Raw genomic sequence first — 25,273 nt, forward strand, 5'->3', positions numbered from 1 at the left:
TGGCCGGTTTTTTTATGGGCGCGGGAGAGGCTTTATGCCCCTTGGGGTGATGGCTGGTGAATGGTGACTGAGGGAGGGGAGAGCAAAGATGAGCGTTGAGGTGAGAGGCTGAACGGGAGGAGGGCATTGGCACGGCGAGCTTGACCCCGGGGCCCGGCAGTCTGGGGAGATAAAAAAACCGGCCACGTAGGCCGGTTTTGCTGTGTGGAGTGGAGCTGAGGCTAGCGCAGCACCACGTGCTGGAAGCCCTGCACTAGGCTGATGACCGGCTGGGGATAGATGCCGAGCGCCACCACCAGGATGGCGGAGAGCAGTACCACCAGCCCGCCGGAGGAGAAGGCCCAGTCGGCCCTGGCATCGCGCAGCTGCATGCCGGGTTCGCGCAGGTAGAGGGTGACCATGACGCGCAGGTAGTAGTAGAGACCCAGCGCACTGCCGAGCACGATGGCGCCGGAGAGCCACCACAGCTTGGCATCGACCGTCACCCCGATGAGGTAGAACTTGCCGATGAAGCCGAGCGTCATGGGGATGCCCGCCAAGGAGAGCATCATCACCGTCATGACGGCGGTCAGGTAAGGACGCTTCCAGAACAGGCCTCGGTAGCTGTGCAGGGAGTCCGCATCCTTGCCGCGATAGGGGCTCGACATCATGCTGATGACGCCGAAGGCCCCCAGGCTGGTGAACAGATACATCAGCAGGTAGACACCCGCCGCTTCCACCGGCATCTGGCCGAGGCGGCTTGCCACCACCACTGCCAGCAGATAGCCGAAGTGGGAGATGGAGGAGTAACCCATCATCCGCTTGATGTTGGTCTGGATCAGCGCCAGTAGGTTGCCGACCACGATGGAGATGACTGCCATGGCTGCCAGCAGCCAGTGGATCATGGGGTCCGAGGTGGCGGGCACCGCCAGGTAGAAGCGCAGCAGCACGCAGAACACGGCTATCTTGCTCACGGTGGCGAGGAAGGTGGCCACAGGCGCCGGGGCGCCCTCATAGACATCCGGGGTCCAGAGGTGGAAGGGGGCCAGGGAGAGCTTGAAGGCAAAGCCCACCAGCATCAGGCCAAAGCCCCCCATCAGCAGCGGGTGGTGAGCCGGGCTCTGGGCCAGGGTCAGGCCAAGATCGCTGAAGCTCAGGCTGCCCGCCTGGGCATAGAGCAGCGCCATGCCGAATAGCAGGAAGGCGGTGGCGGCGGCGGAGAGCACCATGTACTTGATGCTGGCCTCCAGGGAGTGGCGCTCGCGGTAGGCATAGCCCACCAGACCGAACATGGGCAGGGTCAGCATCTCGATCCCGATGAACAGCGACGCGAGGTGACGGGAGCCCGCCAGTACCAGGCCGCCTGCGGTGGCGATCAAGAGCAGCAGGTAGAACTCTTCCCGGTTATCCGGGTAGCCCTTGAGCCAGGAGCGACCGAAGGTACAGGTGGCCAGGGCGCCGATGAGCACCAGCCCCATGTAGAAGACCGCATAGCTGTCCACTTGCAGCAGGGGAGTGACCCCCTGATCCCCCTGGGCCATGACGATGGGCAGGGAAAACAGCGCCAGGTTGAGACCTGTGATGGTCACCACGAAGGCGGTGTCATCGCAGCGCTTCCAGGCGATGGCGAGCATCAGGGCGACCATGGCCCCCGTGGTCAGCAACAGGGGCAGCAGGGCCAATAGTTGGGCGGCGGTAAACGTCATGACAAGGCTCCCGGCGTGGACAAAGAAAGGGAGAGAGAAGGAGAGGGCATCATTGCAGTGCTCCTGTGACTGGCAGCGCGTACCAGTGCAGCACGCTCAGCAGACTGCTGCTGGCGGTGTCGAGCACGGGTTGCGGGTAGAGACCGAGCAGCACCAGCAGGCCGGCGATGGTCAGCATCATGGCCAGCTCCCGTCTGTCCAGGCCCTTGAGGACGCTCTCGTCCCTGGGGGCACCGAAGCAGGCGCGCTGCAGCATGATGAGGGAGTAGACCGAGGCCAGCACCAGGCCGAAGGTGGCGATGATGGTGATGATGGGGGCTACCTGGAAGCTGCCGATGAGGATCAGGAACTCACCGACGAAGTTGCCGGTACCCGGCATGCCAAGGGAGGCCACCGAGAAGAACAGCATGACGCCGGGCAGGTAGCGCAGCCGACCCCAGAGGCCGCCCATCAGGCGCAGATCCCGGGTGTGCAGCCGCTCGTAGAGCTGGCCGCACAGGATGAAGAGACCGGCGGCGGAGAGGCCGTGGGCGATCATCTGCACCACGGCCCCCTGCAGGGCCAGCTCACTGCCCGAATAGATGGCAATCATCACGAAGCCCATATGGGAGATGCTGGTGTAGGCCACCAGACGCTTGATATCGGTCTGGGCGAAGGCCAGCAGGGCGCCGTAGACGATGCCGAACAGGCCAAGGAGCATGGCGTAGGGGGCGAACTCGGCGGAGGCCTCTGGAAAGAGCGGCAGGGTGAAGCGCAGCAGGCCGTAGGCAGCGGTTTTCAGCAGGATCCCTGCCAAATCCACCGAGCCCGCGGTCGGCGCCTGGCTGTGGGCGTCCGGCAACCAGCCGTGCAGGGGCACCAGCGGCATCTTGACTGCGAAGGCGATGAAGAAGCCCAGCATCAGCAGCCACTGTACCGTGCTGCTCATGGGGGTGTTCAGCAGCTCCTGATAGTTGAAGGTGAAGACGCCTGTGCTGGCGTGGTGGGTCAGCACCAGGCCCAGGATGGCCACCAGCATGATGAGGCCGCTCGCCTGGGTGTAGATGAAGAACTTGGTGGCCGCGTTGATCCGGGATTTGCCGTCGGTGACCGAGTGACCCCATAGCGCGATCAGGAAGTACATGGGAACCAGCATCATCTCCCAGAAGAAGAAGAACAGGAACAGGTCCACCGCCATGAAGACGCCGAGCACGCCGCCCAAAATCCACAGCAGGTTGAGGTGGAAGAAGCCGATGCGCTGCACTATCTCCTTCCAGGAACAGAGGATGGCCAGCACCCCGATGAAGCTGGTGAGCATCACCATCAGGAGTGACAGGCCGTCTACCGCCAGGTGCAATGAGATGCCGAAGCGGGGGATCCAGGGTTGCTGCCACTCGGCCGCCCAGACGGGGAGGCCGGGGCTCGCGAGGGAGAAGTCACCCCCCAGCCAGATGGCACCGGAGAGCACCAGACAGGCGCTCATGGAGAGCAGGGCTACCCAGCGAACGAATTGTCCGCCGAGCCGCTCCATCTGCCAGCAGAGCAAGCCGCCGATAAAAGGAATTAACAAGATCCAGAGTAAGGTCACGATATCAGCTCTCGTCTAGGTTCTAGTCGGGCAGGCCCCGGGCCTGCCACACATATTGGGCTCATGGATCAGCCGAGCAGCAGCAGGGCCAGGATCAGGGCGGCGCCCATCCCCATGGAGGCGGCGTACCAGCGCAGCTTGCCGGAGACGGTCCAGGCCAGCAGCTGGTGGCCACCCTGGGCCAGCACGGCGGGCAGGTTCATCATCCGATCCAGCGGGTCCTTGCCGAGCAAGCGGGTTGTCAGCAGGTAGGGCTTGACCCAGAGCCAGTCATAGAGCCAGTCAAAGCCCCAGGCATTGAACCAGAGGGTGCTGAGGGCGCGGCCCGGCGCACTCTCGGCGATCCCCTTCGCCAGGCGACGTTCGCCGAGGAAGAGGAAGGCGGCGAGCGCAATGCCTGCCACGGCGATGACGCCGGAGAGGATCTCGAGGCTGTGGCGCCCCTCTTCGATATGATCCCCCGGGCCTGCCGGCAGTACCCCGGCGAGCGGCGGTACTATCAATGCACCCACACCAGTGGAGAGCACCAGTAGCACCAGCAGCGGCAGCTGGTGGGCCAGGCCGTGTCCGGCGTGGGCCTGGGTCTGCTCCTTGCCATGGAAGGCGATGAAGATGAGGCGGAAGGTGTAGAGGGAAGTCAGGAAGGCCCCACCCAGACCGGCCCACAGCAGGGCGCTCTGGCCACTGGCCTGCACCTGCCAGAGGATGGCGTCTTTACTGTAGAAGCCGGCGGTGACCAGCGGCAGCGCGGCCAGGGCCGAGCCTCCCACCAGGAAGCAGGCATAGACCAGCGGCAGACTCTTGCGCAGGCCTCCCATCTTGAAGATGTTCTGCTCGTGGTGGGTCGCGACTATGACGGCACCGGCGGAGAGGAACAGCAGCGCCTTGAAGAAGGCGTGGGTCATCAGGTGGAAGATGGCCCCTTCCCAGGCGCCGACCCCCAGGGCCAGGAACATGTAGCCAATCTGGCTCATGGTGGAGTAGGCCAAAATCCGCTTGATGTCGGTCTGGACCAGCGCCGCAAAGCCTGCCAGCACCAGCGTGATGGCACCGACCAGGGCCACCAGATGCAGGATCTCCGGGGCCAGCAGGAACAGACCATGGGTGCGGGCGATGAGGTAGACACCGGCGGTCACCATGGTGGCCGCGTGGATCAGCGCCGAGACCGGGGTCGGGCCCGCCATGGCGTCTGCCAGCCAGGTCTGCAGCGGCAGCTGGGCGGACTTGCCGACCGCGCCGCCGAGCAGCATCAGGCAGGCGAACGACAGGGCAGGGGAGCCCTCGGCAAACATCGCGGGGGCGCGCACCAGCAGCTCGTGGATGTTGAGGGTGCCGAGCTCGCGGTAGAGCACGAAGAGCCCGATGGCGAGGAAAACGTCGCCGACCCGGGTCACCACGAAGGCCTTGAGGGCGGCTGCCCCGTTGGCCGGGTTGCGGTAGTAGAAGCCGATCAGCAGGTAGCTGCACAGCCCCACCCCTTCCCAGCCGAGGTAGACGAACAGCAGATCATCGGCCAGCACCAGGAACACCATGCTGGCGATGAAGAGGTTGGTGTAGGTGAAGAAGCGGGAATAGCCCTCTTCCCCGCGCATGTACCAGGAGGCGAACAGGTGGATGAAGAAGCCCACCCCGGTCACCACCCCCAGCATGGTCAGCGATAGCCCATCCAGGGAGAGGCGGAAGGCGGGCTGGAATTCGCCCACCGACATCCACTGCCACAGGGTCTGGGTATAGACGCCGCCTTCCGGCATGTTGCCGAGAAAGTTGATGCCGACCCACAGGGTAGTGAGGGCCGACAGGCCTATGCTGCCGACACCGATGAGTGCCGCACTGCGCTCGCCGAGACGGCCGATGGAGAAGGCCAGCAGCAGCCACCCCAGCAGGGGGAACAGGAAAGTCAGGTATAGGAGGCTCATCCGCGCATCTCGCTCACAGTGTCCACGTTCAGGGTGTGGTAACGACGATAGAGCAGCAGTAACAGGGCGAGGCCGATACTGGCCTCCGCTGCCGCCAGAGAAATCACCAGTATGTACATGATCTGGCCGTCGGCCTGGGCCCAGCGGCTACCCGCCACCACGAACGCCAGCGCGGACGCATTCATCATGATCTCGATACTCATGAGGATAAACAGCAGGTTGCGGCGGATCAGCAGACCGCACAGCCCGATGCAGAACAGGATGGCCGCCAGCAGCAGACCGTGTTCCATTGGGATTCCATTCATGACTGACCTCCTTCCTGGGATGGGCGAGCTGTGGGTTTGGGGACGGAAAGCACTTCCCCGCTCTTGTCTTCACGGCCAAGGTGATAGGCGGTGACCAGACCCGCCAGCAGCAGGATGGAGGCGAGCTCCACCGCCAGCACATAGGGGCCGAACAGGGCGATGCCGACCTCCTTGGCGCTGACGTCGGTCAGCCCCAGCTCACCGCCGGTGACCCCGAGGATACCGTAGGCCAGAAAGCCAAGCAGGATGAGGGAGAGCAGGGCGGGCCCACCCCAGGTCATGGGGGTGAGCCAGTTGCGCTCCTGATCCTGGGCGGAACCCAGGTTCAGCATCATCACCACGAACACGAACAGCACCATGATGGCGCCGGCGTAGACGATCACCTGCAGGGCGCCTGCGAAGGAGGCCCCCAGGCAGAAGAAGATCATGGCCACGGCGATGAGGGAGATGATGAGATTGAGCAGCGCATGCATGGGGTTGCTGGTGCTGATGACCCGCAGCGTGCTGTAAACGGCGACCAGGGCCGCGGCATAAAATGCCAGTTCCATGATTGACTCCTAGGGCAGCAGGCTCTTGACATCGATGGGCTTGGCTTCGTTCTCGGCATCCCCTTTGGGCTTGCCGTCGATGGCCATCCCGCTCATGCGGTAGAAGTTGTAGTCCGGGTACTTGCCGGGGCCGCTGATCAGCAGATCTTCCTTCTCGTACACCAGATCCTGGCGGCGATACTCTCCCATCTCGAAATCCGGCGTCAGCTGGATGGCGGTGGTGGGGCAGGCCTCTTCACACAGGCCGCAGAAGATGCAGCGGGAGAAGTTGATGCGGAAGAACTCCGGGTACCAGCGACCGTCGTCCCGCTCCGCTTTTTGCAGCGAGATGCAGCCGACCGGGCAGGCCACGGCGCACAGGTTGCACGCCACGCAGCGCTCGTCACCGTCCGGATCCCGAGTCAGTACGATGCGGCCACGGAAACGGGGGGCGGCATAGACCTGCTGCTCCGGGTAGTTCAGGGTCTCGCGGGGGCGCCAGGCATGGGAGAAAACCATCCCCAGACTGCGCAGTTGGGTGCCAACACCCTTGATAATGCTCGTAATTTTCATTGGTGCCTCACTGCACGTTCATAAGCACGACGGCGCCGGTTACCAGCATGTTGAGCAAGGTAAGCGGTAAGCAGACTTTCCAGCCAAAGGACATCACCTGGTCAAAGCGCGGGCGGGGCAGGGAGGCCCGCAGCAGGATGAAGAACACCATGAAACAGGCGGTCTTCAGGGCAAACCAGATGAAGGGCGGCAGCCATGGGCCGTGCCAGCCACCGAAGAAGAGGGTCACGATGAGGGAGGAGATCAGCACTATGCCGATGTACTCGCCCACGAAGAAGAGACCCCATTTCATGCCCGCGTACTCGATGTGATAGCCGTCGGCGAGCTCCTGCTCGGCCTCCGGCTGGTCAAACGGGTGGCGGTGGGTGACGGCAACCCCGGCAAACAGGAAGGTGATGAAGCCCAGGAACTGGGGGATCACGTTCCACAAACCGGCTTGCGCTTCCACTATATCCCGCAGGTTGAAGCTGCCGGTCTGGATGACGATGCCCATGAGCGACAGGCCGAGGAACACCTCGTAGGAGAGGGTCTGGGCCGAGGCGCGCAGGCTGCCGAGCAGGGAGTACTTGTTGTTGCTCGACCAGCCGGCGAACAGCACGGCGTAGACCGCGAGCCCTGCGATGGCCAGGATGTAGAGCAGCCCCACGTTGAGATCCGCCACGCCCCAGGTGGGGGTGATGGGCACCACAGCAAACGCCAGGATGAAGGCGGTAAAGGCGATGATGGGGGCCAGCACGAAGATCCGGCGATCCGCGAACGGCGGGATCCAGTCCTCCTTGAAGAACATCTTGACCATGTCGGCCGCCAGTTGCAGCAGGCCGAAGGGGCCCACCCGGTTGGGGCCGTACCTGTCTTGCCAGAGCGCCAGCAGACGGCGCTCGATGAAGCTCATGAAGGCGCCTGCCCCCACGATCCCCACCAGCACGATCAAGGCTTTGCCTACCTCCAGCAACAGATCGATCAGCTCATTGCTCATGCGATGGCCTCCTGCAAGTCAGTCACATAGGCCTGGTGCAGCGCGGTCGGCAGACCATGGGCGCCCAGGGGCAGGCCGAGCAGGCCCGGTGCCAGCCGTTCGCTGAGCCGCAGTGTCAGCCGCCAGTGGTGGCCACCCCAGGAGAAGGCCACCAGATGGCCGGCATGAAGGGCCAAGCGGGCAGCGTCGGCCGGGTTCAGCACCAGCTCGGGTTCTCCCATGCGGGCCTGGATGACGGGGCTGCGCGCGGAGAGCTCGTCGCCACCGAACAGCTGGTCATAACTGACCACCTGCAGGGCTGCCTCTGCCCTGAAGGGCGCGGGAATGGTGTCGAACCAGCCGAGGGACTCGCTGCCTGGCTCCAGCAGGCGACGACCGGGATCGCCGGCCCGCAGGTTGCCACCCACCTCATCCTGGAACTTGTTCCAGGCAGAGGGGGAGTTCCAGCCCGGCGCCCAGGCGAACGGCACCTGTTGCAGGGGCTGGCGGGCACCTGCATAGCCTTCCATGGAGAAGTTGAAGGGGGAGTCGGGGTCTTGCGCCACACGGGGCTCGCTCACGTTCTGATCCGCCAGCATGGAGGTGCGGCCGCTGTAGCGGTGCGGCTCGCGGGCGAGCTTCATGCCACGGATGCGCAGACCCGCGTTGGGGGCGGCTTCGCGCATGGTGGCCAGTAGCGGAGCCGAGGCGGCGCAGGCCGCACTCACCTCGTCGAAGGTGCTCCAGCGCGGGGCCTTTCTGTCCAGCGTGCCTTGCAGCGCGGCCAGCCAGCGCCAGCCCTCGCGTACCTGGATGTCGGCGTCGTAGAAGGCGGGGGCATAGACCTGGAAGAAGCGCTGGGCGCGGCCTTCCATGTTGATCAGGGTGCCATCGGCCTCCGCGAAGCTGGCGGCAGGCAGCACCAGGTGGGCCTGCCGGGCAGTGCGGGTGTCCTGATGATCCACCACCAGCAGATACTGCAGGCGCTTGATGGCGGCATCGATCCGGTTGCGGGGAGCACGGCGGTAGAGATCGTTCTCCAGGGTGATCAGCGCAAGCCGATCGCTCCCTTCGATGCGCTCGAGGGCGGCTTCAAGCGGGGCGGCGTTGCCAGCCAGCATGGCCAGCCCCAGGCTGTTGGCCTCTTGGGCCACCAGCGCCAGTTCGACGGCCTGACCGCGACCCTTGAGGGCGTGGGCTATGTTGCTGGCCGCCTCGATCAGCGCCTGACTGCGGGCACCTGAGCCCGCGATGATGAGGGGCTTTTTGGCATTGCCGAGCAGCTCGGCCCAGCGGCTGGCTTGCGCCAGCTGATCGGCGTCCAGATCCTGCGGGGCAGGGGCCAAGCCGTCGAGCAGGTGGGCGATGGCAAAGCCGAGGCGGGCCTGATTGGCGTGGGGGGCGTGCAGTGTATCGGCGGCCACGTCGTCGAGACGGGTCTGATCCAGGCTGGTGATGAGCAAGGGGTAGCGCTCATTCTGAGCGAGCGTCTGCACCGCGGCGACCTGCCACAAGTCCACCTTCAGCTTGCGGGCGATCTCGCGTCCCTTGCCCTTGACCGCCTGACGCAGGGCCAGGGCGATGCGGGCGGCGGTCTGGGTGACATCTTCACCCAGCACCAGCACGGCGTCTGCCTCTTCCATATCGCGCAGGCTCGGGGTGCGTACCCCGCCCTGGTGCAGCACATGCAGCATCTTCTGTAGGCAGGCCCATTCGCTCTGCTCAACGCCTGCGTAGAAGTTGTCGGCGCCTACCAGCTCGCGCAGGGCGAAGTTGCTCTCGAGCGAGGCGCGGGGCGAGCCGATACCGATGATGCCGGAGGCGGTGCGCAGGGCATCGGCAGCGCGGTTCAGGGCACCATCCACCGTGATGGCCAGCTTGTCATTGCCATCGCGCAGCAGCGGCTGGCGCGGGCGGTCGGCCTGGTTGACATAGCCGTAACCGAAGCGGCCACGATCACAGAGGAAGTAGTGGTTCAGGGCGCCGTGGAAGCGGTTCTCGATGCGGCGCAGCTCGCCATAACGCTCCCCCGGGCTGATGTTGCAGCCGACCGAGCACTGCTGGCAGATGCTGGGCGCAAACTGCATGTCCCACTTGCGGTTGTAGCGCTCGGAGTGGGTCTTGTCGGTGAAGACGCCGGTGGGGCAGACCTCCACCAGGTTGCCGGAGAACTCGCTCTCCAGGGTGCCATCCTCGACCCGACCGAAGTAAACGTTGTCGTGGGCGCCATAGACCCCCAGATCCTCGCCGCCGGCGTAATCCTTGTAGTAGCGCACGCAGCGATAGCAGGCGATGCAGCGGTTCATCTCGTGGTTGATGAAGGGGCCGAGATCCTGATTCTGGTGGGTGCGCTTGGTGAAGCGGTAGCGGCGGCTGTTGTGGCCCGTCATCACCGTCATGTCCTGCAGGTGGCAGGCGCCGCCCTCTTCGCACACCGGGCAGTCGTGGGGGTGATTGGTCATCTGCCACTCCACCACCGTCTTGCGAAACTCCTTCGCCTCTTCGTCCTCGATGGAGATATAGGTGCCATCGGTGGAGGGGGTCATGCAGGACATGACCAGGCGGCCGCGCTTGTCGTCGGCATTCTGGTACTGTTTGACCGCGCACTGGCGGCAGGCGCCGACGCTGCCGAGCGCCGGGTGCCAGCAAAAATAGGGGACGTCCAGACCCAGAGACAGACAGGCTTGCAGCAGGTTGTCTGCCCCGTCTACCTCGAACTCTTTACCGTCTACATGAATGGTTGCCATACAACTTCCCTGAAACCTGTTTTGTGAAATCGGCTATTGCCCGATGCGTCCTGGCGTATTACCAGCGCTCGCCCAGCAGATTGGGCTGGATACCCTTGAACAGCTTGTGATTGTCGTGGGGGGCCTTGACCCCGGCCTCGAACTCGGACCGGAAGTACTTCATGGCACTGCCAAGGGGCTCGACGGCGCCGGGAGCATGGGCACAGAAGGTCTTGCCTGGCCCCAGGAAGCTGACCAGCTGCTCCAGGGTGGCGAGATCCTCGGGTTGGCCTTCGCCTCGCTCCAGGGCCCGCAGGATCTTGACGCTCCAGGGCAGGCCGTCGCGGCAGGGGGTGCACCAGCCGCAGGATTCGCGGGCGAAGAACTCTTCCATGTTGCGCAAGAGGCCTACCATGTTGATGCTGTCATCCACCGCCATGGCGAGCCCGGTGCCCATGCGGGTGCCGACCTTGCCGATGCCGCCTGCGTACATCTGGGCATCCAGGTGCTCGGGCAGCAGGAAGCCGGTACCGGCGCCCCCCGGTTGCCACGCCTTGAGGCGATAGCCGGGCTTCATGCCGCCGGCGTACTCCTCGAACAGCTCGCGGGCTGTGATGCCGAACGGCAGCTCCCAGAGACCGGGGTTGTTCACCTTGCCGGAGAAGCCCATCAGCTTGGTGCCGTGATCCTCCGACCCCGGCAGCGCCAGCCCCTGATACCAGGCAACACCGTTGCCTATGATGGCGGGCACGTTGCACAGGGTCTCGACGTTGTTGACGCAGGTGGGCTTGCCCCAGACACCGGAAACGGCGGGGAAGGGGGGTTTGGCCCGCGGGTTGGCGCGCCGCCCTTCCAGGGAGTTGATGAGGGCCGTCTCTTCGCCACAGATGTAGCGGCCGGCGCCGGTGTGGACGAACAGCTCGAAGTCAAAGCCCGAGCCCAGGATGTTCTTGCCCAGCAGACCGGCCGCTTTGGCCTCTTCCACCGCGCGGCGCAGGTGGATGGCGGCATCCACGTATTCACCGCGCAGGAAGATGTAGCCGCGATAGGCTTTGAGGGCCCGGGCACTGATGATCATCCCCTCGATCAGCAGGTGGGGCAGTTGCTCCATCAGCAGCCGATCCTTGTAGGTGTTCGGCTCCATCTCGTCGGCGTTGCAGAGCAGGTAACGGATGTTCATGCTCTCGTCCTTGGGCATCAGGCCCCACTTCACCCCGGTGGAAAAGCCGGCGCCGCCGCGCCCCTTGAGGCCAGCGTCCTTGACGGTGCTGACGATATCATCCGGGCTCATCTGGCCCAGTGCCTTGCGGGCGGCTTCATAGCCCTGTTTGGCCTGATATTCCTCCAGCCACACCGGCTGGCCGTCATCACGCAGCCGCCAGGTGAGGGGATGGGTCTCGGGGGCGCGGGGGATGCGGTTGGCGGTGCCGAGGGAGGCGAGTGTCTTGCCTGGCTGGATGCTCATGGGTAAGCCTCCAGGGTTTTCAGCAACGTCACCGGATCGAGTCCGCCATAGGTATCGTCATCTATCATGATGGCCGGTCCCTTGTCGCAGTTGCCGAGGCAGCAGACCGGCAGCAGGGTGAAGCGGCCATCCGGGGAGGTCTGGCCGGGGACCAGATTGACGACCTCTTTCAGACCGGCCAGCAACTGCTCGTGACCGTTGATGTAGCAGACCATGCTGTCGCAGACGCGGATGATGTGGCGACCCACCGGTTGGCGGAAGATCTGGCTGTAGAAGGTGGCGACCCCCTCCACGTCGCTGGCGGGGATGCCGAGCTCGGCACCGATGGCGTGAATGGCGCCGTCGGGCACCCAGCCGCGGGCCTGCTGCACTATCTTGAGCGCTTCTATGCTGGCGGCACGGGGATCTTCGTAGTGGTGTTTCTCATGTTCGATGGCATCGCGCTCAGCCTGGCTCAGGACGAAATCGCCCTGTGTGCTGCTGCATGCCCCTTGCCCTTGGGGGGTCTGGTTATTGTGACACTGACATTGGCTCATGACTTGACCTTTTGTGGCTTTTCCCTTTACTGCGCGTCTTGCCCTTCGCCCCGTCGGCCGGGGCGAGAGGACTCAACGATCCACATCTGACATAACGAAATCGATACTGCCCAGGTAGACGATGAGGTCCGACACCATCTGGCCACGGATCACCGAGGGGATCTGCTGCAAGTGGGCAAAGCTCGGGGTCCGGATCCGGGTCCGGTAGCTCATGGTGGAGCCGTCGCTGGTCAGGTAGTAGCTGTTGACGCCCTTGGTCGCCTCTATCATCTGGAAGGACTCGGCGGCCGGCATCACCGGGCCCCATGACACTTGCAGGAAGTGGGTGATCAGGGTCTCGATGTCCTGCAGGGTGCGCTCTTTGGGGGGCGGCGTAGTGAGCGGGTGATCCGCCTTGAAGGGCCCCGCCGGCATGTTCTTCATGCACTGCTCTATGATGCGCATGCTCTGGCGGATCTCCTCGATGCGAACGGTGGCGCGATCGTAAGCATCCCCGTTGCTGCCCACCGGCACCTCGAACTCGAACTGATCGTAGCCGGAATAAGGGCGCCATTTGCGCACATCGAAGTTGAGGCCGGTGGCCCGCAGACCGCCCCCCGTGGTGCCCCAGGCGAGCGCCTGCGCCGTGTTGTAGGCGGCGACCCCGATGGTGCGGCCGCGCAGTATGCTGTTGCGCATGGCGGCTTTTTCATACTCCATCAACCGCTTGGGCAGCCAGCTCAGCAGATTGTCCTGGATGAGGCGGGCCCAGCCGGTGGGCAGATCGTGGGCCACACCGCCGATGCGGAACCAGGCCGGGTGCATGCGGGCGCCCGTGATGGCCTCGATGATGGTGTAGATCTTCTGCCGGTCGGTGAAGGTGAAGAAGACAGGGGTCATGGCCCCCACGTCCTGGATATAGGTGCCAAGGAACAGCAGGTGGCTCTGGATGCGGAACAGCTCCGCCATCATCACCCGGATCATGTCGACCCGGTTGGGTACTTTGATCCCCGCCAGCTTCTCGACCGCCAGCACATAGGGCAGGTTGTTCATCACCCCCCCCAGGTACTCGACCCGGTCGGTGTAGGGGATGTAGCTGTGCCAGGACTGGCGCTCGCCCATCTTCTCGGCACCGCGGTGGTGATAACCGATGTCGGGCACGCAGTCGCGGATCTCTTCCCCGTCGAGCTGCAACACCAGGCGGAAGGCACCGTGGGCCGAGGGGTGGTTGGGGCCGAGGTTAAGGAACATGTAGTCCTCGTTCTCGTTGCCACGGGCCATGCCCCACTCTTCGGGCTTGAACAGCAGGTTGTCCTGCTCCTGATCCTGCTTGACCGCATCGAGCATGAAGGGATCGAACTCGGTGGCGCGGGCCGGGTAGTCCTTGCGCAGCGGGTGTCCCTGCCAGCTCTTGGGCATCATGATGCGGGTCAGATGGGGGTGACCGTCGAAGGTGATGCCCATCAGATCCCAGACTTCCCGCTCGTACCAGTTGGCGTTGGGGAAGTGGCGGCTGATGGTGGGCAGGTGCAGATCGCTCTCCATCAGCGGCACCTTCAGCATCACATCGGCGTTACGGTCGATAGAGATGAGGTGATAGAAGACGGTGAAGTCGCTGTCCGGCAGGCCGTGACGATGGCTGCGCATCCGCTCGTCGGTGGCGCTGAGATCAAACAGCATCACGAAGGGGGAGGGGAGCTTTTGTAAAAAGCCCATCACGTCCAGCAGCAGATCGCGGGAGAGCCAGATCACCGGCACCCCGGTACGGGTGCTCTGCACCGTGAAGTGCTCGGCACCGAAGTGGGCGAACAGCTCGCCGACCACCTGGGCATCGACGTGATCCGCCGTCTGCCCCTGGGCCATGGTGTAGTTGCTTGGGAATTCTCGAGTCAGTTTCATGGTCAGATCTCATCCGGCGTGCGCAGGTTGGTGACTTGGATGCGCTCTTCCCGCTTGCGATCCTTCTCCGCCTGCATCTGGGGACGGTAGACCCCCTGATCGCCCACCACCCAGGAGAGGGGGCGGCGCTCCTTGCCGATGGAGTCTTGCAGCAGCATCAGGGCTTGCAGGAAGGCTTCGGGACGGGGCGGGCAGCCCGGGATGTAGACGTCGACCGGCAGGAACTTGTCCACCCCCTGCACCACGGAATAGATGTCATACATGCCGCCCGAGTTGGCACAGGCCCCCATGGAGATGACCCACTTGGGTTCGAGCAGTTGTTCATAGAGGCGCTGGATGACCGGCGCCATCTTGATGAAGGGAGTCCCTGCGATCACCATGAAATCCGCCTGACGGGGCGAAGCCCGGATGACTTCGGCGCCGAAGCGGGCCACGTCATGGGGGGAGGTGAAGGCGGTACACATCTCCACATAGCAGCAGGAGATGCCGAAGTTGTAGGGCCAGAGGGAATTCTTGCGGCCCCAGTTGACGGTGTCTTGCAGCACCTCTTCGAGGCGCCCGATCATGATGCCGCGGGTCGCCTGCTGCGCCAGCGGGTCATCGACGGTCTGGCGCTGTTCCTGGGGGTAGCGCTCAACGGGCGCATCCGGGTCAATCCGGGTCAGGGTGTACTTCATGGTGCAACCTCAAAGGGATAATCGGTAAATCAGTCTGGCTTCTTGTCAGTCAGGACGCGTTTCTTCGGGGCCCAGTCGAGAGCACCGATGCGCCACAGGTAGATGAGGCCTACCAGCAGCAGGGTGATGAAGATGGTGGCTTCGATGAAACCGACCCAGCCGCTCTCCCGAACGGAGACGGACCAGGCGAAGAGATAGAGCGCCTCGACGTCGAAGATGACGAAGAACATGGCGACCAGATAGAACTTGGCGGAGAAACGCAGACGGGCATTGCCGACGGAGTCGATGCCCGATTCGAAGGGCCTGTTTTTGGCACGGCCATAGGCTCGTCCCCCCAGCAAGGCGGCGACGCCTATCATGGTCAGACAGATGCAGATGGCCCCAATGACGTAGACAGCAAAGGCCCAATGCTGGACAGCAATATCAGCAAACATATAGGTTTTCCCTAACCGAATTAATCATGTGACTTAACAAGGATGCTACGTAGTATGCCACTTTCATACTGATTTACATGTCATTTCAAAGGATTAATTATTAATCAATAGGGGGAAAATCGCGTTTTGCTAGCGGGGTCAATTTTCTCATTTGAGAATCATTTTCAATTGCTTTTACGCGGTGGGAGAAATGGCGAAATGGTGCAAAAAACAAACTAATCGACAAAACGAAAGACCCCGCATGGCGGGGTCTTTTCATCAGGGGGCGAGGAGGGGAAGGGCTTGTTCCGCCGCCTTGCCCTGGGAGAGCACTATCTCCACCCGGCGATTGGCCTGGCGATGGGCCGGGGTGTCGTTGGCAAAGCGGGGCTGGGTGTCCGCCACGCCCTGGGCGATGACGCGGCGTGAATCCAGCTTGGGGTTGGTGAGCAGGGTATGGACTATGGTGGCGGCTCGCAGCACCGACAGCTCCCAGTTGTTGCGATAGAGCTCCACCGGGGCCTGGGAGTTGTCAGTATGGCCAGTGACCACCACCATGCCCGGAATATCGGCCAGCACGTCGGAGACCTTGTTGACCAGGGGGATGAACTGGGGCTGCAGGAAGGCCGAATCAGCCGGGAACAGGGTCTTCTCGCCGATGCGGATCACCAGCTGGCTGCCGAGCTGTTCCACCTCGATCTCCTTGGATTCAATCTGGCTCTTGAGCTGCTGATCCAGTTTTTGCTTGGTGAGGACGGCCCACTCCTGCTCCTTGGTCTTGTGGGGCCATGACTCGGTGGCGCTGGGTTTCTCCGAGGCGCCGATGGTCTCGTTGAAGGGATCGGCCGCGGCGGCCGGCGCCTGGGTGTCCAGCACTTCCTCTTTCTGAGAGGTGCCCGGCGTGGTCTTGGACTCCGGCTCCAGAATGCCGGTCCCCCCCTGCATCACGGGAGAGCCGGCAGGCAGAGAGATGAGGCCTATCTTGCCAAGCGACTCGATAAAGCCCTGGATAAGCACCCGGGTCTCCGATTGCTTGGCCATGGCGAAGGAGTAGAGCACCACGAACAGGGCAAACAGCAGGGTCATGAAGTCGGCATAGGAGACCAGCCAGCGTTCATGGTTCTCCGGTGCCTCAGCCTTTTTCTTTTTCGCCACCATGGCCTCCGAGGTAGGGTTCAAGGGTCACTTGCAGTCGCTGCTGTGACTCGCCGTCCACTATGCAGAGGATGCCGGTCAGGGTCATCTCCTTGTAGTGGCGGATCTGGTGGGCGAAGCCCTTGTAGCGGTTGCCAAAGGGCAGGAAGATCAAGTTGGCGGCGCCGACCCCGTAGATGGTGGCGATGAAGGCCACCGCGATGGCACCACCGAGCTTGTCCGGTGCATCCAGCAGCCCCATGGCGTGAATGAGGCCGAACACGGCCCCGACTATCCCCATGGTCGGGCAGTAGCCCCCCATGGCCTCGTAGAATTTGACGGTCTGCTCGAGATCTTCCTGCTCGAATTCGATCTCGTTTTCCAGCACCTCGTGGATCTTGGTCTTCTCGTAGCCATCCACCATCATCTGCACCCCTTTTTGCAGGAAGGGATCCTTGATGTCATCGATCATCCCCTCCAGTGCCAGCATGCCGCTGCGCCGGGCGTTGCCTGCCAGGGTCTCCAGTAGCTGAGCCTGCTCCAGCATGTCGAGGCGCAGGGGAGAGATGAGCCACTTGAAGCGCTTGAAGGTCTTGCCGACCACGGAGAAGGGGAACTGGGTCAGTGCGGCTCCCACGGTTCCCCCGATCACGATGAGAAAGGCGGGGAGATCGAGCAGGGCGCTTGGATGCCCCCCCTCGATGAGGTTGCCGCCCAGGATGGCAGCCAGGGCCAGCAGCAAACCGATAAGACTCATTTGTCCATATTCCTATGCGATGTGTGTGGCTAGTGTAGCTATTTAACTATCAGTTTTTCAAAACGAAATACAATCGGTGAGCAATATCCGAGAGGATACCGACATGGCTCCACCTTCCTGTGTCGGCCCGAGTCGCGGGATCATGAGGGCTGGCGGGCGCCAACATGGCAGCAACCGGGCAGTGTGGGGCTTTGATGAAGTGGAGAGAGATTGCGCCGACAGCTTGGTGATGAAAAGGAGTGACGAGCGAGGCGTGGTAGTGGAGGTCGGCTCTGCGTAGCGGTGAGGAAGGGATGATTTGCCACTGCGTGGCTCACCCCTTCGGGGCGGCCTCTGGCCGTTCATCGCGGTAAGCCGCTCTGCTCGAACCCGGCGAGGGTTCTCACCCTCCCTCTATGCGCATCAGGGAACACGGTAGCCCAGATGCAAAAAACCGACCCTGAGGTCGGTTTTTTATAATTTGGCGGTGAGGGAGGGATTCGAACCCTCGATACGTTGCCGTATACACACTTTCCAGGCGTGCTCCTTCAGCCACTCGGACACCTCACCAAATTTTCGATTGCTGCTTAACGTGTTCAATCACCACATAGTTCGCTGCGTTGTTGCGCTGGAACGGGGCGTAATTTAGGGGAAAGCTGACTCGGGGTCAAACACTTTTCCCCTTATTTTTCAGAATCTTTATCGAATGCCTATCCCTTGAACAGAATGCCGGTTTTTTAAGCCCGATCAAGGTTTGTCCAAAATGATCAGGCTGTCGGGCAACTCGTTTTGATCCCGGGTGGCCGGAAACGCATCGGTCAGGATGGCGCTGGTGCGATCCACGCACTCGAGGAAGCCTTGTTCCACCTCCTTGTTGCGTACCCGCACCACGAAGTCGTCGATGATCTGTTGCCACTGCGCGTTGTCTATGTGCTGGGCGATGCCGTCATCCACCAGGATCTCCACATAGTGCTCCGCCACCGAGACGAAGATCAGCACCCCGAGCCGGTCGCGGGTGCGGTGCAGCCCCTGCTCGACAAATTGCAGGCGGGCCATCAGTGCCGCCCTGTGTTGACGCACTTTTTTCGGGATCAGCCGCATCTTGATGGGGGTCCAGTGGAACAGCAGGCTCAGCAGCAACCAGACCGACCACTGCACCAGCAGGATCTCGTACCAGCCGAGCCAGAAGCCGAGCTGGAATACCAGCAAGGGGGTGAGCATGGCCAGCAGCGCAGCCCAGAGGGTCGGGATGTAACGATAGCCATCGCTGGCGGGGGCCAGCACGGTGACCAGTTCGGCGTCCGTGGCCTGCTCGGCCTGCCGTACCCTGGCCTGCAAGGTGTGATAGAACTGTTTCGAAATCATCTTGTAGTCTCTTGTTCCCTGATTACCAACCGCCGGAAGCACCGCCGCCACCAAAACTGCCACCGCCGCCACTGAAACCACCGCCGCCCCCAAAACCGCCGCCGGTGCGTCCGGCACCGAAACCGCCGACCAGATAGGCGGCGTTGCGCCGGCCGCGACCACCGCCGCCACCGCCTCCCCGCAGGTTATGCAGCACGATCATCACTATCACTACCAGGATGAAGAGCCAGGGGCCGCCTTGCTTCTCCTCCTTGCTGGCGTTGTCTACCGGTTGGTATTCACCGGCCAGGGCCTGCATGATGCCCTGACTGCCGGCGACCACGCCGGCCACCATGTCGCCGCGCTTGAAGGCGGGCAGGATCCGGGTCTGGATGATGTTGGCGGCGATGGCATCGGGCAGGGCCCCTTCCAGGCCATAACCCACTTCGATGCGCACCTTGCGCTCATCCTGGGCGATCAGCAGCAGCACGCCGTTGTTCTTCCCCTTCTGGCCTATGCCCCAGTGGCGACCGAGCTGATAGCCGTACTCCTCGATGGTGTTGCCATCCAGGGTGTCTATAGAAACCACCACCAGCTGGATGCCGCTGCGCTTCTCGAAGGCGGCCAGTTGCTGGGTCAGCTGGTGGGCCTGCTTGCGAGACATCAAGGCCGCCTCATCCACCACACGCCCACTTAACGGCGGAAAGGCGGGGGCGGCTTGCAGCGCTGTCGTCCAGAGCAGCAGCAAGGGGAGCAGCGCGCGCAACATCATCGTCATTGGAAGCTGACCTTGGGCGCCTCATCGGCACCGGGTTTGGCGCTGAAACTGGGTTTGGCTTCCAGATCCGAGTAGAGCAGCTTGGACCAGATGACCCCGGGGAAGGTGCGGATCTCGGTATTGAACTGGCGCACCGCCTCTATGTAGTCGCGTCGCGCCACCGCAATGCGATTCTCGGTGCCTTCCAGCTGGGCCTGCAGGGTCAGGAACTGCTGATCCGCTTTCAGATCCGGGTAGCGCTCGACCACCACCATCAGGCGGGAGAGGGCGCTGGAGAGCTGATCCTGGGCCGCTTCAAAGGCCTTGAGCTGGGCGGGGTCGCTCACCTGCAGGCTGCCGACCCGGGCGCGGGCATCGGTCACCGCCTTCAAGGTCTCCTGCTCGTGGCTGGCGTACCCCTTGACGGTCGCCACCAGGTTGGGAATGAGATCGGCCCGGCGTTGGTACTGGTTCTCGACCTGGCCCCAACTCGCCTTGACCTGCTCATCCAGGGTGGGGATGTTGTTCATGCCGCACCCGGTCAATCCTAGCAGCAGGGTGAAAGTCAGCAGGCACTGGGTGGCCCTGTGCCGGAGTGAAGTGGCCATCTTGTTGTTCTCCATTGAAATTTCTGACGGATATCGGCTCACCATAGCAGCTTGTGGTCAGCCCTCACAACGCCTCGGTAGGGCGGGGGCTCGATAGCTCATGGAGACCTTGGGCAACTGGGGCTTGTCCTTGAGCCAGGAGGCCAGTTCGGCATCGCAACCGTTGCCGGGCGGGATGGGGGCCTGGGGCTGGCAATCCGGGCTGTTCACCGGGCAGCGCAACCTGACGTGGAAGTGGCTGAAGTGGCCGACCCAGGGGCGCAGCTTGGCGACCCAGGGTTCATCGGCCGCCCGTTTGCACACCTCGGCCTTGATGACGGGGTTGACGAAGATGCGCGCCACCTCGGGCTTGTCGGCGGCGAGGCGCAGCAGGGTGAGTTGCTGGGAGCCGAAACGGCCGGGCAGCATACGGTAGCTGGGCTCGTCGATCAGCGCCCACTCCTTGGGGGCATCCTGCTCCCACTGGCTGATGGGCCTGTCGGCCATCCGGAACCAGATGTCGGCATCGAGGCCGGTCTGGTGACTGCGATGACCCGAGGTGAAGGGGCCGCCCCGTGCCATGGCGAGATCGGCGATATAGAGATCCGGCATGCCGGCCAGCCTGGTCTGGTTGGCCAGGCCCTGCAGGTAGTGAATGAGATCGGGGTGACCGTAATAGCGCAGCCGCTTGCTGCGGATCACCTGATAGCCGGGCCCTGTCAGCGGCAGGGCCACGGCATTTTTCAGGCAACCGGCCGCGTAGCCGCCGATGGCTTCTGCATAGAGGGCGCTGGTGGTGAGCAGCAGGGCAGTGGCGAACATGGGACTCCTGAAGATGGCGGGCTCAGACAGCCCCAAGCATACCAAGAGTTGCGGCTGGCCGTCATCCGTGCCGGCGCGCCGGTTGCAACCCATGGGCGGGCTCGCGCACAATGCGGGCCAACGCCGATGCGGCAGGGCCGTTTCCATCATGTGAGGAGGATGAAATGAGAGTCAGTGAACTGGCATTGCAGGGGGGCGTGAACTGGCTGATGCCACCGGCGCGGCGCTTCTACGGGGTCATGATCTGCCTGTTGCTGGCGAGCCTGGGGACTGTGGTGGCCGCGCTCTTGCTGGGGTATCCCGAGATGGGGTTGCTGCCCTGGGTCGGTCTGGTGTTTGGCGGCATAGTGCTGGTGATGATGGTGTTGCCGCGCAACTGGCAACGCTGGCGGTTGGCGGAGCTCGCCTGGGACGATCACCACCTCTATCTGCTCAACGGTGGCGAAGACCGGGCCCTGGCCCTGCCGAAGGCGGCGCTGGTGGGCATAGAGCGGGATCGCAAGGTGGGTCACGACGGTCAGTGGCTCGACTTCAGCCTGGATCTCGGGCTGGATGAAGAGACTCTGGCCGACGCCGCCGGCTTGCTGGGCCTGACCCGGGAAGGCACCCATGAGGTGGCCCCCGGGGTCTATCGCTTCGGTTTTAAACGGGCCTGGCACAGCCGCCAGGTCCTGAACAAGCTGTTGGCCGCGCTGCAGCCGGCCTGACTATTTTCTCGACAATTCACCGTAAAGCTCAGATACTCCCTCTGATTCGAATTGATCTTTCCTGCTCCGATAGTCCAAGAGATCAACGACTTGGGGCTCGAAGCAGGGAGTGCCACGGCATGATGCCATGGCTGGTCCGGCAGGGGGGTTGTGCCCTTACTCCAGGTCGGTGGATGCATAGATAAGGCACCTTGAATCGAGAGTAGATGGCATGAAGATTTACGTAGGTAATCTGTCGTACCGGATGACGGCCGACGAACTGACAAACGTGTTCAGCCAATTTGGGCAGGTAGTCAAGGTCGATATCATCATCGATCGCGATACCGGTCAGTCCAAGGGGTTTGGCTTCATTGAAATGCCTGTAAACGGGGATGCCGAGAAGGCCATTGCCGAGTTGCATGGCACCGAAATAGGTGGTCGTACCATTACGGTCAACCAGGCCAAACCGAAGACAGATGCACCTCGTGGCCGCCCTCAGCGCCATCGTTGAATCGTCTCGATAACGAAAAACGGCATGGATCTCTCCATGCCGTTTTTGTTTGCCTCGCGATCAGGGGCAGGCGGGATCAGGGCACATCGTAACCCAAGGCGGCCTTGCGGATGCGGAACCACTGCTGGCGGCTGAGCACGATGGACTCGGCCGCCACGGCGGCGGCGATCCGCTCCCGCTTGCCCGAGCCGATGAGCGGCAGCGGCTGGCTCGGCAGCATCATCACCCAGGCGTAGACCACCTGCTCTATGGTCTGGGTCCCCAGCTCCTGGCGGATCAGTTCGAGCTCGGCCCGCAGCGGGGCATAGGCGGGATCGTTGAACAACCGTCCGCCACCGAGGCAGGACCAGGCCATGGGCTTGATGCCCAGTTGCTGACACTGATCCAGGGCGCCATCCAGCGTCCCTTCCTGGTGCAGCGGCGAGATCTCCAGCTGGTTGGTGACCAGCGGGAAGGGCAGGCGGGATTGCAGCAGCGCGAACTGGTGGGGAGTGAAGTTGGAGACGCCGGCGTGCTTGATCTTGCCCGCCTGCTTGAGGCTGATGAAGGCCTCGGCCACCTCGTCGGCATTCATCAGAGGGTCGGGGCGGTGGATCAGCAGCAGATCCAGGTGATCGGTGCCGAGCTTTTGCAAGGAGGCCTCGGCGCTGGCGACGATGTGGCCCTTGCTGGTGTTGTAGTGATTGAGAGCGTGTTCCGGCTTGGCGGTGAGGGCGATGCCGCACTTGCTGACAATCTCCACTCGGCTGCGCAGGGAGGGTTCCAGACGCAGGGCCTGGCCGAAGGCCTCCTCGCACTGGTAACCGCCGTAGATATCGGCGTGATCTATGGTGGTGACCCCGAGATCCAGGTGGTATTTCATCAGATCCAGCAGGGCGGCCGGGGAGAGTTGCCACTCCATCAGGCGCCAGTAGCCCATGATGAGGCGGGAGAAGGTGGGACCTTGATGGTGCAGGGCAAGACGGGATACTGACATGGTGACTCCTCTACGGATAAAGCGACGGACAAATAAAGGCAGAATGAATGCTGCCAGCATCTTGGTCTCTTCTGGCGGACAAGGCAATAATACCCCCTTTGCGAATTCGAACTATGGTTCTGACCACCCCACTGACCGTGGCCAGCATGCCAGTGAGAGGAGAGAGTGTGATGGAAGGATTTGCCGCCAGGCTGCAGAGCCTGATCGGGGAGGGTAGCGTCAGCGCCTTTGCCCGCAAAGTGGGGCTGAGTGAGGCTCTGATCCGCAAGTATCTGAAAGGGGCCGAGCCCGGCCTTGGCAAGGCGAACCAGATCGCCATGGGGGCGAACTGCTCCCTGGAGTGGCTCGCCACCGGTTGCGGGTATCTCTATCGCCAGGCCGAGGTGGTGGACAGGGACGCGCTGGCGGCGGCGGGGGCGCTGGTGCAGGAGACGCTCCCCGGCCAGCCGATGCCGGACGAGGAGCAACTGGTGACCCTGCTCGCTTACTATCAGTTTTTGCGCAGCCACAAGCAGGCGGACGGCTTTCTGGATCTGGCGCGGGCGAGGGAGTTCGGACGTCACCTGGCAGAGGCCTGAGGCCGCAGGTCAGCGGCAGCCTGCCATTCTTCTGATACCCTCTAAGCAAAGGACAAAACCAAGGACACACAGATGAGTTATCTGATCCTGGGCAGTGGTGGATTGGGGGGGGCCCTGGCCCATGAGCTCGCCAGCCGTGGCGAAGAGTGGTTGCTGGCGGGCAGACAACTGCCCAAAGGGCTGGATCCGGCCTGCTATTTCCCGTTGCAGGAGGTGGACCCGCTCTCCTTCGACGCCCTGTTCACCCTCTATGACACCGCCACCCTGCCGACTGTGGTGATCAACACCATAGGTCTGCTGCACGATCTCAGCCACATGCCGGAGCGGCGAGTGGAGGAGGTAACCCCCCAGTGGCTTGGCGAAAGCCTGCAGGCCAATGCCTGGCCCCACCTGGCTCTTGGTGCCAGCCTGAGCCGGCTGATGACGTTCGAGAGTCGGCTGTGGCTTTGTACCCTCTCCGATCTGGCGGGTAGCCTGAGGGAGGCTCATAAGGAGCCCGTTCGCCGTTACAGCTATCGGATGAGCAAGGCTGCCCTCAACATGGGATCCCGGATCCTGGCCGCCGAGTGGGCCGAGCGATTCCCCGGTGCCGGGGTCATCACGGTTCATCCTGGGCTCATGGATACTCCCATGCAGCAACCCTTCCGACAGGAGATTGACTCGGCCTTGTTACAGGATCCCGCCCTGGTGGCACCGTTGTTGCTGGATCTCCTGGCCTCGCTGAACCAGGCGCACTCTGGCCGCTTCGTGGACTTGCGCGGCCAGCCGCTGCCCTGGTGAGCCGCCGGGCTCACATTCCCGCCCCCCATCCCTTGCCAGCACAGTCCCGGCTGGTTAATGTCATGCTCCTGCATCAGGAGGATGACATGCGCTATATCGATTTACGAAGTGATACCGTGACCCAGCCCACGGAGGCCATGCGCCAGAGCATGCTGCACGCCGAGGTGGGCGATGATGTCTACGGGGAAGATCCCAGCATCAATGCGCTCGAACACAAAGGTGCTGAGTTGCTGGGCAAGGAGGCGGCCCTGTTCGTGCCATCCGGCACCATGTCCAACCTGCTGGCGATGATGAGCCACTGCCAGCGTGGAGAAGGGGCCGTGCTGGGCTCGGCCTCTCACATCTATCGCTACGAGGCGCAAGGATCCGCCGTGCTGGGCTCGGTGGCTCTGCAGTCTGTTCCCATGCAGGCAGACGGTACCCTGGTGCTCAAGGATGTGCGGGCCGCCATCGCCCCCGATGACGCCCACTTCGTCCAGACCCGGCTGGTGTGCCTTGAGAACACCCACAATGGCAAGGTACTGCCGCTGCCCTACCTGCGCGAGATGCGCGATTTTGTGGATGAGCACGGCTTGCTGCTGCACCTGGACGGCGCCCGTCTGTTCAATGCGGTGGTGGCGAGCGGCGAGCCGGTCGCGGCCATAGCGGCTCCTTTCGACAGCATCTCCGTCTGTCTCTCCAAGGGGCTGGGTGCGCCGGTCGGTTCACTGCTGGTGGGTTCCCATGGTTTCATCGCGCGGGCCAGACGGCTGCGCAAGATGCTGGGGGGCGGCATGCGCCAGGCTGGGATCCTGGCCCAGGCCGCACTTTTTGCCCTGGATCAGCACGTCACCCGGCTGGCGGACGATCATCGCCGCGCCCGGCGTCTGGCAGAGGGGCTGGCTTCCTTGCCAGGCGTCGCGCTCAATATGGAAGAGGTGCAGACCAACATGGTGTTCCTGCGCCTGACGCAGGGGGATCCCGTCACCTTGCTCGGCTTCATGAAGGAGCGCGGCATCCTCTTCTCCGGCTATGGGGAGCTGAGGCTGGTGACCCATCTGCAGATCACCGATGACGACATCGACGAGGTGATCGATGCCTTCACCGAGTTCCTGAACGGCTGAAGGTGATCGGCAAGTATGGAAAGAAGGGCGCCTGAT

Annotated in this window: 25 protein-coding genes, 1 tRNA gene and 1 other RNA gene; 5 read left to right on the forward strand and 22 right to left on the reverse strand. The window is 63.0% G+C overall.

What is annotated here, in order from left to right:
- Positions 1-221: 221 nt before the first annotated feature.
- From nuoN to mepA, 21 genes are all read right to left on the reverse strand, one after another.
- On the reverse strand, positions 222-1,685 hold the full coding sequence (gene nuoN / locus PG898_RS02185; RefSeq protein WP_042650465.1) for an NADH-quinone oxidoreductase subunit NuoN: 1,464 nt from the start codon (positions 1,683-1,685) through the stop codon (positions 222-224).
- Positions 1,686-1,734: 49 nt separating this feature from the next.
- Positions 1,735-3,252: an NADH-quinone oxidoreductase subunit M gene (gene nuoM / locus PG898_RS02190; protein ID WP_270823433.1), complete on the reverse strand. Its 1,518-nt coding sequence runs from the start codon at positions 3,250-3,252 to the stop codon at positions 1,735-1,737.
- Between the two features lie 68 nt (positions 3,253-3,320).
- The gene (nuoL, locus tag PG898_RS02195) at positions 3,321-5,168 is read right to left on the reverse strand and encodes an NADH-quinone oxidoreductase subunit L (RefSeq protein ID WP_171268900.1); all 1,848 of its coding nucleotides are present in this window, start codon (positions 5,166-5,168) and stop codon (positions 3,321-3,323) included.
- Positions 5,165-5,473 carry an NADH-quinone oxidoreductase subunit NuoK gene (gene nuoK / locus PG898_RS02200; protein ID WP_005314891.1) on the reverse strand — a complete coding sequence of 103 codons (309 nt, stop codon included), beginning with the start codon at positions 5,471-5,473 and terminating at the stop codon, positions 5,165-5,167. The genes nuoL and nuoK overlap by 4 nt, the downstream gene beginning before the upstream one ends.
- The gene (gene nuoJ, locus PG898_RS02205) at positions 5,470-6,021 is read right to left on the reverse strand and encodes an NADH-quinone oxidoreductase subunit J (protein ID WP_171268901.1); all 552 of its coding nucleotides are present in this window, start codon (positions 6,019-6,021) and stop codon (positions 5,470-5,472) included. The genes nuoK and nuoJ overlap by 4 nt, the downstream gene beginning before the upstream one ends.
- Before the next feature lie 9 nt (positions 6,022-6,030).
- Positions 6,031-6,573, reverse strand: a complete 543-nt coding sequence (nuoI, locus tag PG898_RS02210; RefSeq protein ID WP_025327221.1) for an NADH-quinone oxidoreductase subunit NuoI — start codon at positions 6,571-6,573, stop codon at positions 6,031-6,033.
- Between the two features lie 7 nt (positions 6,574-6,580).
- Entirely contained in the window at positions 6,581-7,549 is a 969-nt protein-coding gene (nuoH, locus tag PG898_RS02215) for an NADH-quinone oxidoreductase subunit NuoH (protein WP_025327220.1), read from the reverse strand.
- The gene (gene nuoG / locus PG898_RS02220; protein WP_171268902.1) at positions 7,546-10,275 is read right to left on the reverse strand and encodes an NADH-quinone oxidoreductase subunit NuoG; all 2,730 of its coding nucleotides are present in this window, start codon (positions 10,273-10,275) and stop codon (positions 7,546-7,548) included. Before nuoG ends, nuoH begins: the two co-directional genes overlap by 4 nt.
- A gap of 58 nt (positions 10,276-10,333) precedes the next feature.
- Entirely contained in the window at positions 10,334-11,719 is a 1,386-nt protein-coding gene (gene nuoF / locus PG898_RS02225; RefSeq protein ID WP_171268903.1) for an NADH-quinone oxidoreductase subunit NuoF, read from the reverse strand.
- Positions 11,716-12,255, reverse strand: coding sequence for an NADH-quinone oxidoreductase subunit NuoE (gene nuoE, locus PG898_RS02230; RefSeq protein ID WP_043131686.1), 540 nt, complete (start codon positions 12,253-12,255; stop codon positions 11,716-11,718). The genes nuoF and nuoE overlap by 4 nt, the downstream gene beginning before the upstream one ends.
- Before the next feature lie 72 nt (positions 12,256-12,327).
- A complete protein-coding gene (nuoC, locus tag PG898_RS02235) occupies positions 12,328-14,133 on the reverse strand; it encodes an NADH-quinone oxidoreductase subunit C/D (RefSeq protein WP_171268904.1) in 1,806 nt (601 codons plus the stop codon).
- Between the two features lie 2 nt (positions 14,134-14,135).
- Positions 14,136-14,810 (reverse strand): NuoB/complex I 20 kDa subunit family protein, encoded by a 675-nt coding sequence (locus tag PG898_RS02240; protein ID WP_005324228.1) that lies wholly within the window; start codon positions 14,808-14,810, stop codon positions 14,136-14,138.
- Between the two features lie 29 nt (positions 14,811-14,839).
- Positions 14,840-15,244 carry an NADH-quinone oxidoreductase subunit A gene (locus PG898_RS02245; RefSeq protein ID WP_025327214.1) on the reverse strand — a complete coding sequence of 135 codons (405 nt, stop codon included), beginning with the start codon at positions 15,242-15,244 and terminating at the stop codon, positions 14,840-14,842.
- 258 nt (positions 15,245-15,502) lie between these two features.
- Positions 15,503-16,381 (reverse strand): flagellar motor protein MotB, encoded by an 879-nt coding sequence (locus PG898_RS02250; RefSeq protein ID WP_270823561.1) that lies wholly within the window; start codon positions 16,379-16,381, stop codon positions 15,503-15,505.
- Positions 16,356-17,114, reverse strand: coding sequence for a flagellar motor protein (locus PG898_RS02255; protein WP_041205919.1), 759 nt, complete (start codon positions 17,112-17,114; stop codon positions 16,356-16,358). The genes PG898_RS02250 and PG898_RS02255 overlap by 26 nt, the downstream gene beginning before the upstream one ends.
- Positions 17,115-17,391: 277 nt before the next feature.
- Positions 17,392-17,520, reverse strand: a non-coding RNA gene (locus tag PG898_RS02260) — RtT sRNA.
- A gap of 55 nt (positions 17,521-17,575) precedes the next feature.
- Positions 17,576-17,663: transfer RNA gene (locus tag PG898_RS02265), tRNA-Ser, on the reverse strand.
- A gap of 177 nt (positions 17,664-17,840) precedes the next feature.
- The gene (locus tag PG898_RS02270) at positions 17,841-18,458 is read right to left on the reverse strand and encodes a TPM domain-containing protein (protein ID WP_041205604.1); all 618 of its coding nucleotides are present in this window, start codon (positions 18,456-18,458) and stop codon (positions 17,841-17,843) included.
- A gap of 22 nt (positions 18,459-18,480) precedes the next feature.
- The gene (locus tag PG898_RS02275; protein ID WP_268421801.1) at positions 18,481-19,215 is read right to left on the reverse strand and encodes a TPM domain-containing protein; all 735 of its coding nucleotides are present in this window, start codon (positions 19,213-19,215) and stop codon (positions 18,481-18,483) included.
- On the reverse strand, positions 19,212-19,817 hold the full coding sequence (locus tag PG898_RS02280) for a LemA family protein (RefSeq protein ID WP_268421804.1): 606 nt from the start codon (positions 19,815-19,817) through the stop codon (positions 19,212-19,214). The genes PG898_RS02275 and PG898_RS02280 overlap by 4 nt, the downstream gene beginning before the upstream one ends.
- 42 nt (positions 19,818-19,859) lie before the next feature.
- Positions 19,860-20,603, reverse strand: a complete 744-nt coding sequence (mepA, locus tag PG898_RS02285; protein WP_268434647.1) for a penicillin-insensitive murein endopeptidase — start codon at positions 20,601-20,603, stop codon at positions 19,860-19,862.
- Positions 20,604-20,767: 164 nt separating this feature from the next.
- On the opposite strand from mepA, the gene PG898_RS02290 reads away from it, so the two are divergent.
- Both PG898_RS02290 and PG898_RS02295 read left to right on the forward strand, forming a co-directional pair.
- Positions 20,768-21,310 (forward strand): hypothetical protein, encoded by a 543-nt coding sequence (locus PG898_RS02290; protein ID WP_270823436.1) that lies wholly within the window; start codon positions 20,768-20,770, stop codon positions 21,308-21,310.
- Between the two features lie 211 nt (positions 21,311-21,521).
- Positions 21,522-21,800, forward strand: coding sequence for an RNA recognition motif domain-containing protein (locus PG898_RS02295; RefSeq protein WP_270823437.1), 279 nt, complete (start codon positions 21,522-21,524; stop codon positions 21,798-21,800).
- Positions 21,801-21,876: 76 nt separating this feature from the next.
- Here PG898_RS02295 and PG898_RS02300 read toward each other — a convergent pair whose 3' ends face one another.
- On the reverse strand, positions 21,877-22,776 hold the full coding sequence (locus PG898_RS02300; protein WP_270823438.1) for an aldo/keto reductase: 900 nt from the start codon (positions 22,774-22,776) through the stop codon (positions 21,877-21,879).
- A 170-nt stretch (positions 22,777-22,946) separates the two neighbouring features.
- Here PG898_RS02300 and PG898_RS02305 point away from each other — a divergent pair, with 170 nt between their 5' ends.
- The 3 genes from PG898_RS02305 (at position 22,947) to ltaE (ending at position 25,237) form a co-directional block, all read left to right on the forward strand.
- Positions 22,947-23,354: an XRE family transcriptional regulator gene (locus PG898_RS02305; protein WP_226172570.1), complete on the forward strand. Its 408-nt coding sequence runs from the start codon at positions 22,947-22,949 to the stop codon at positions 23,352-23,354.
- A gap of 72 nt (positions 23,355-23,426) precedes the next feature.
- Entirely contained in the window at positions 23,427-24,134 is a 708-nt protein-coding gene (locus PG898_RS02310; protein ID WP_268421816.1) for a short-chain dehydrogenase, read from the forward strand.
- A gap of 86 nt (positions 24,135-24,220) precedes the next feature.
- The gene (gene ltaE / locus PG898_RS02315) at positions 24,221-25,237 is read left to right on the forward strand and encodes a low-specificity L-threonine aldolase (protein ID WP_268421818.1); all 1,017 of its coding nucleotides are present in this window, start codon (positions 24,221-24,223) and stop codon (positions 25,235-25,237) included.
- The last annotated feature ends 36 nt before the right edge of the window (positions 25,238-25,273 follow it).

The organism is Aeromonas sp. QDB31 (assembly GCF_027707605.1).
Taxonomy (GTDB): domain Bacteria; phylum Pseudomonadota; class Gammaproteobacteria; order Enterobacterales; family Aeromonadaceae; genus Aeromonas; species Aeromonas media.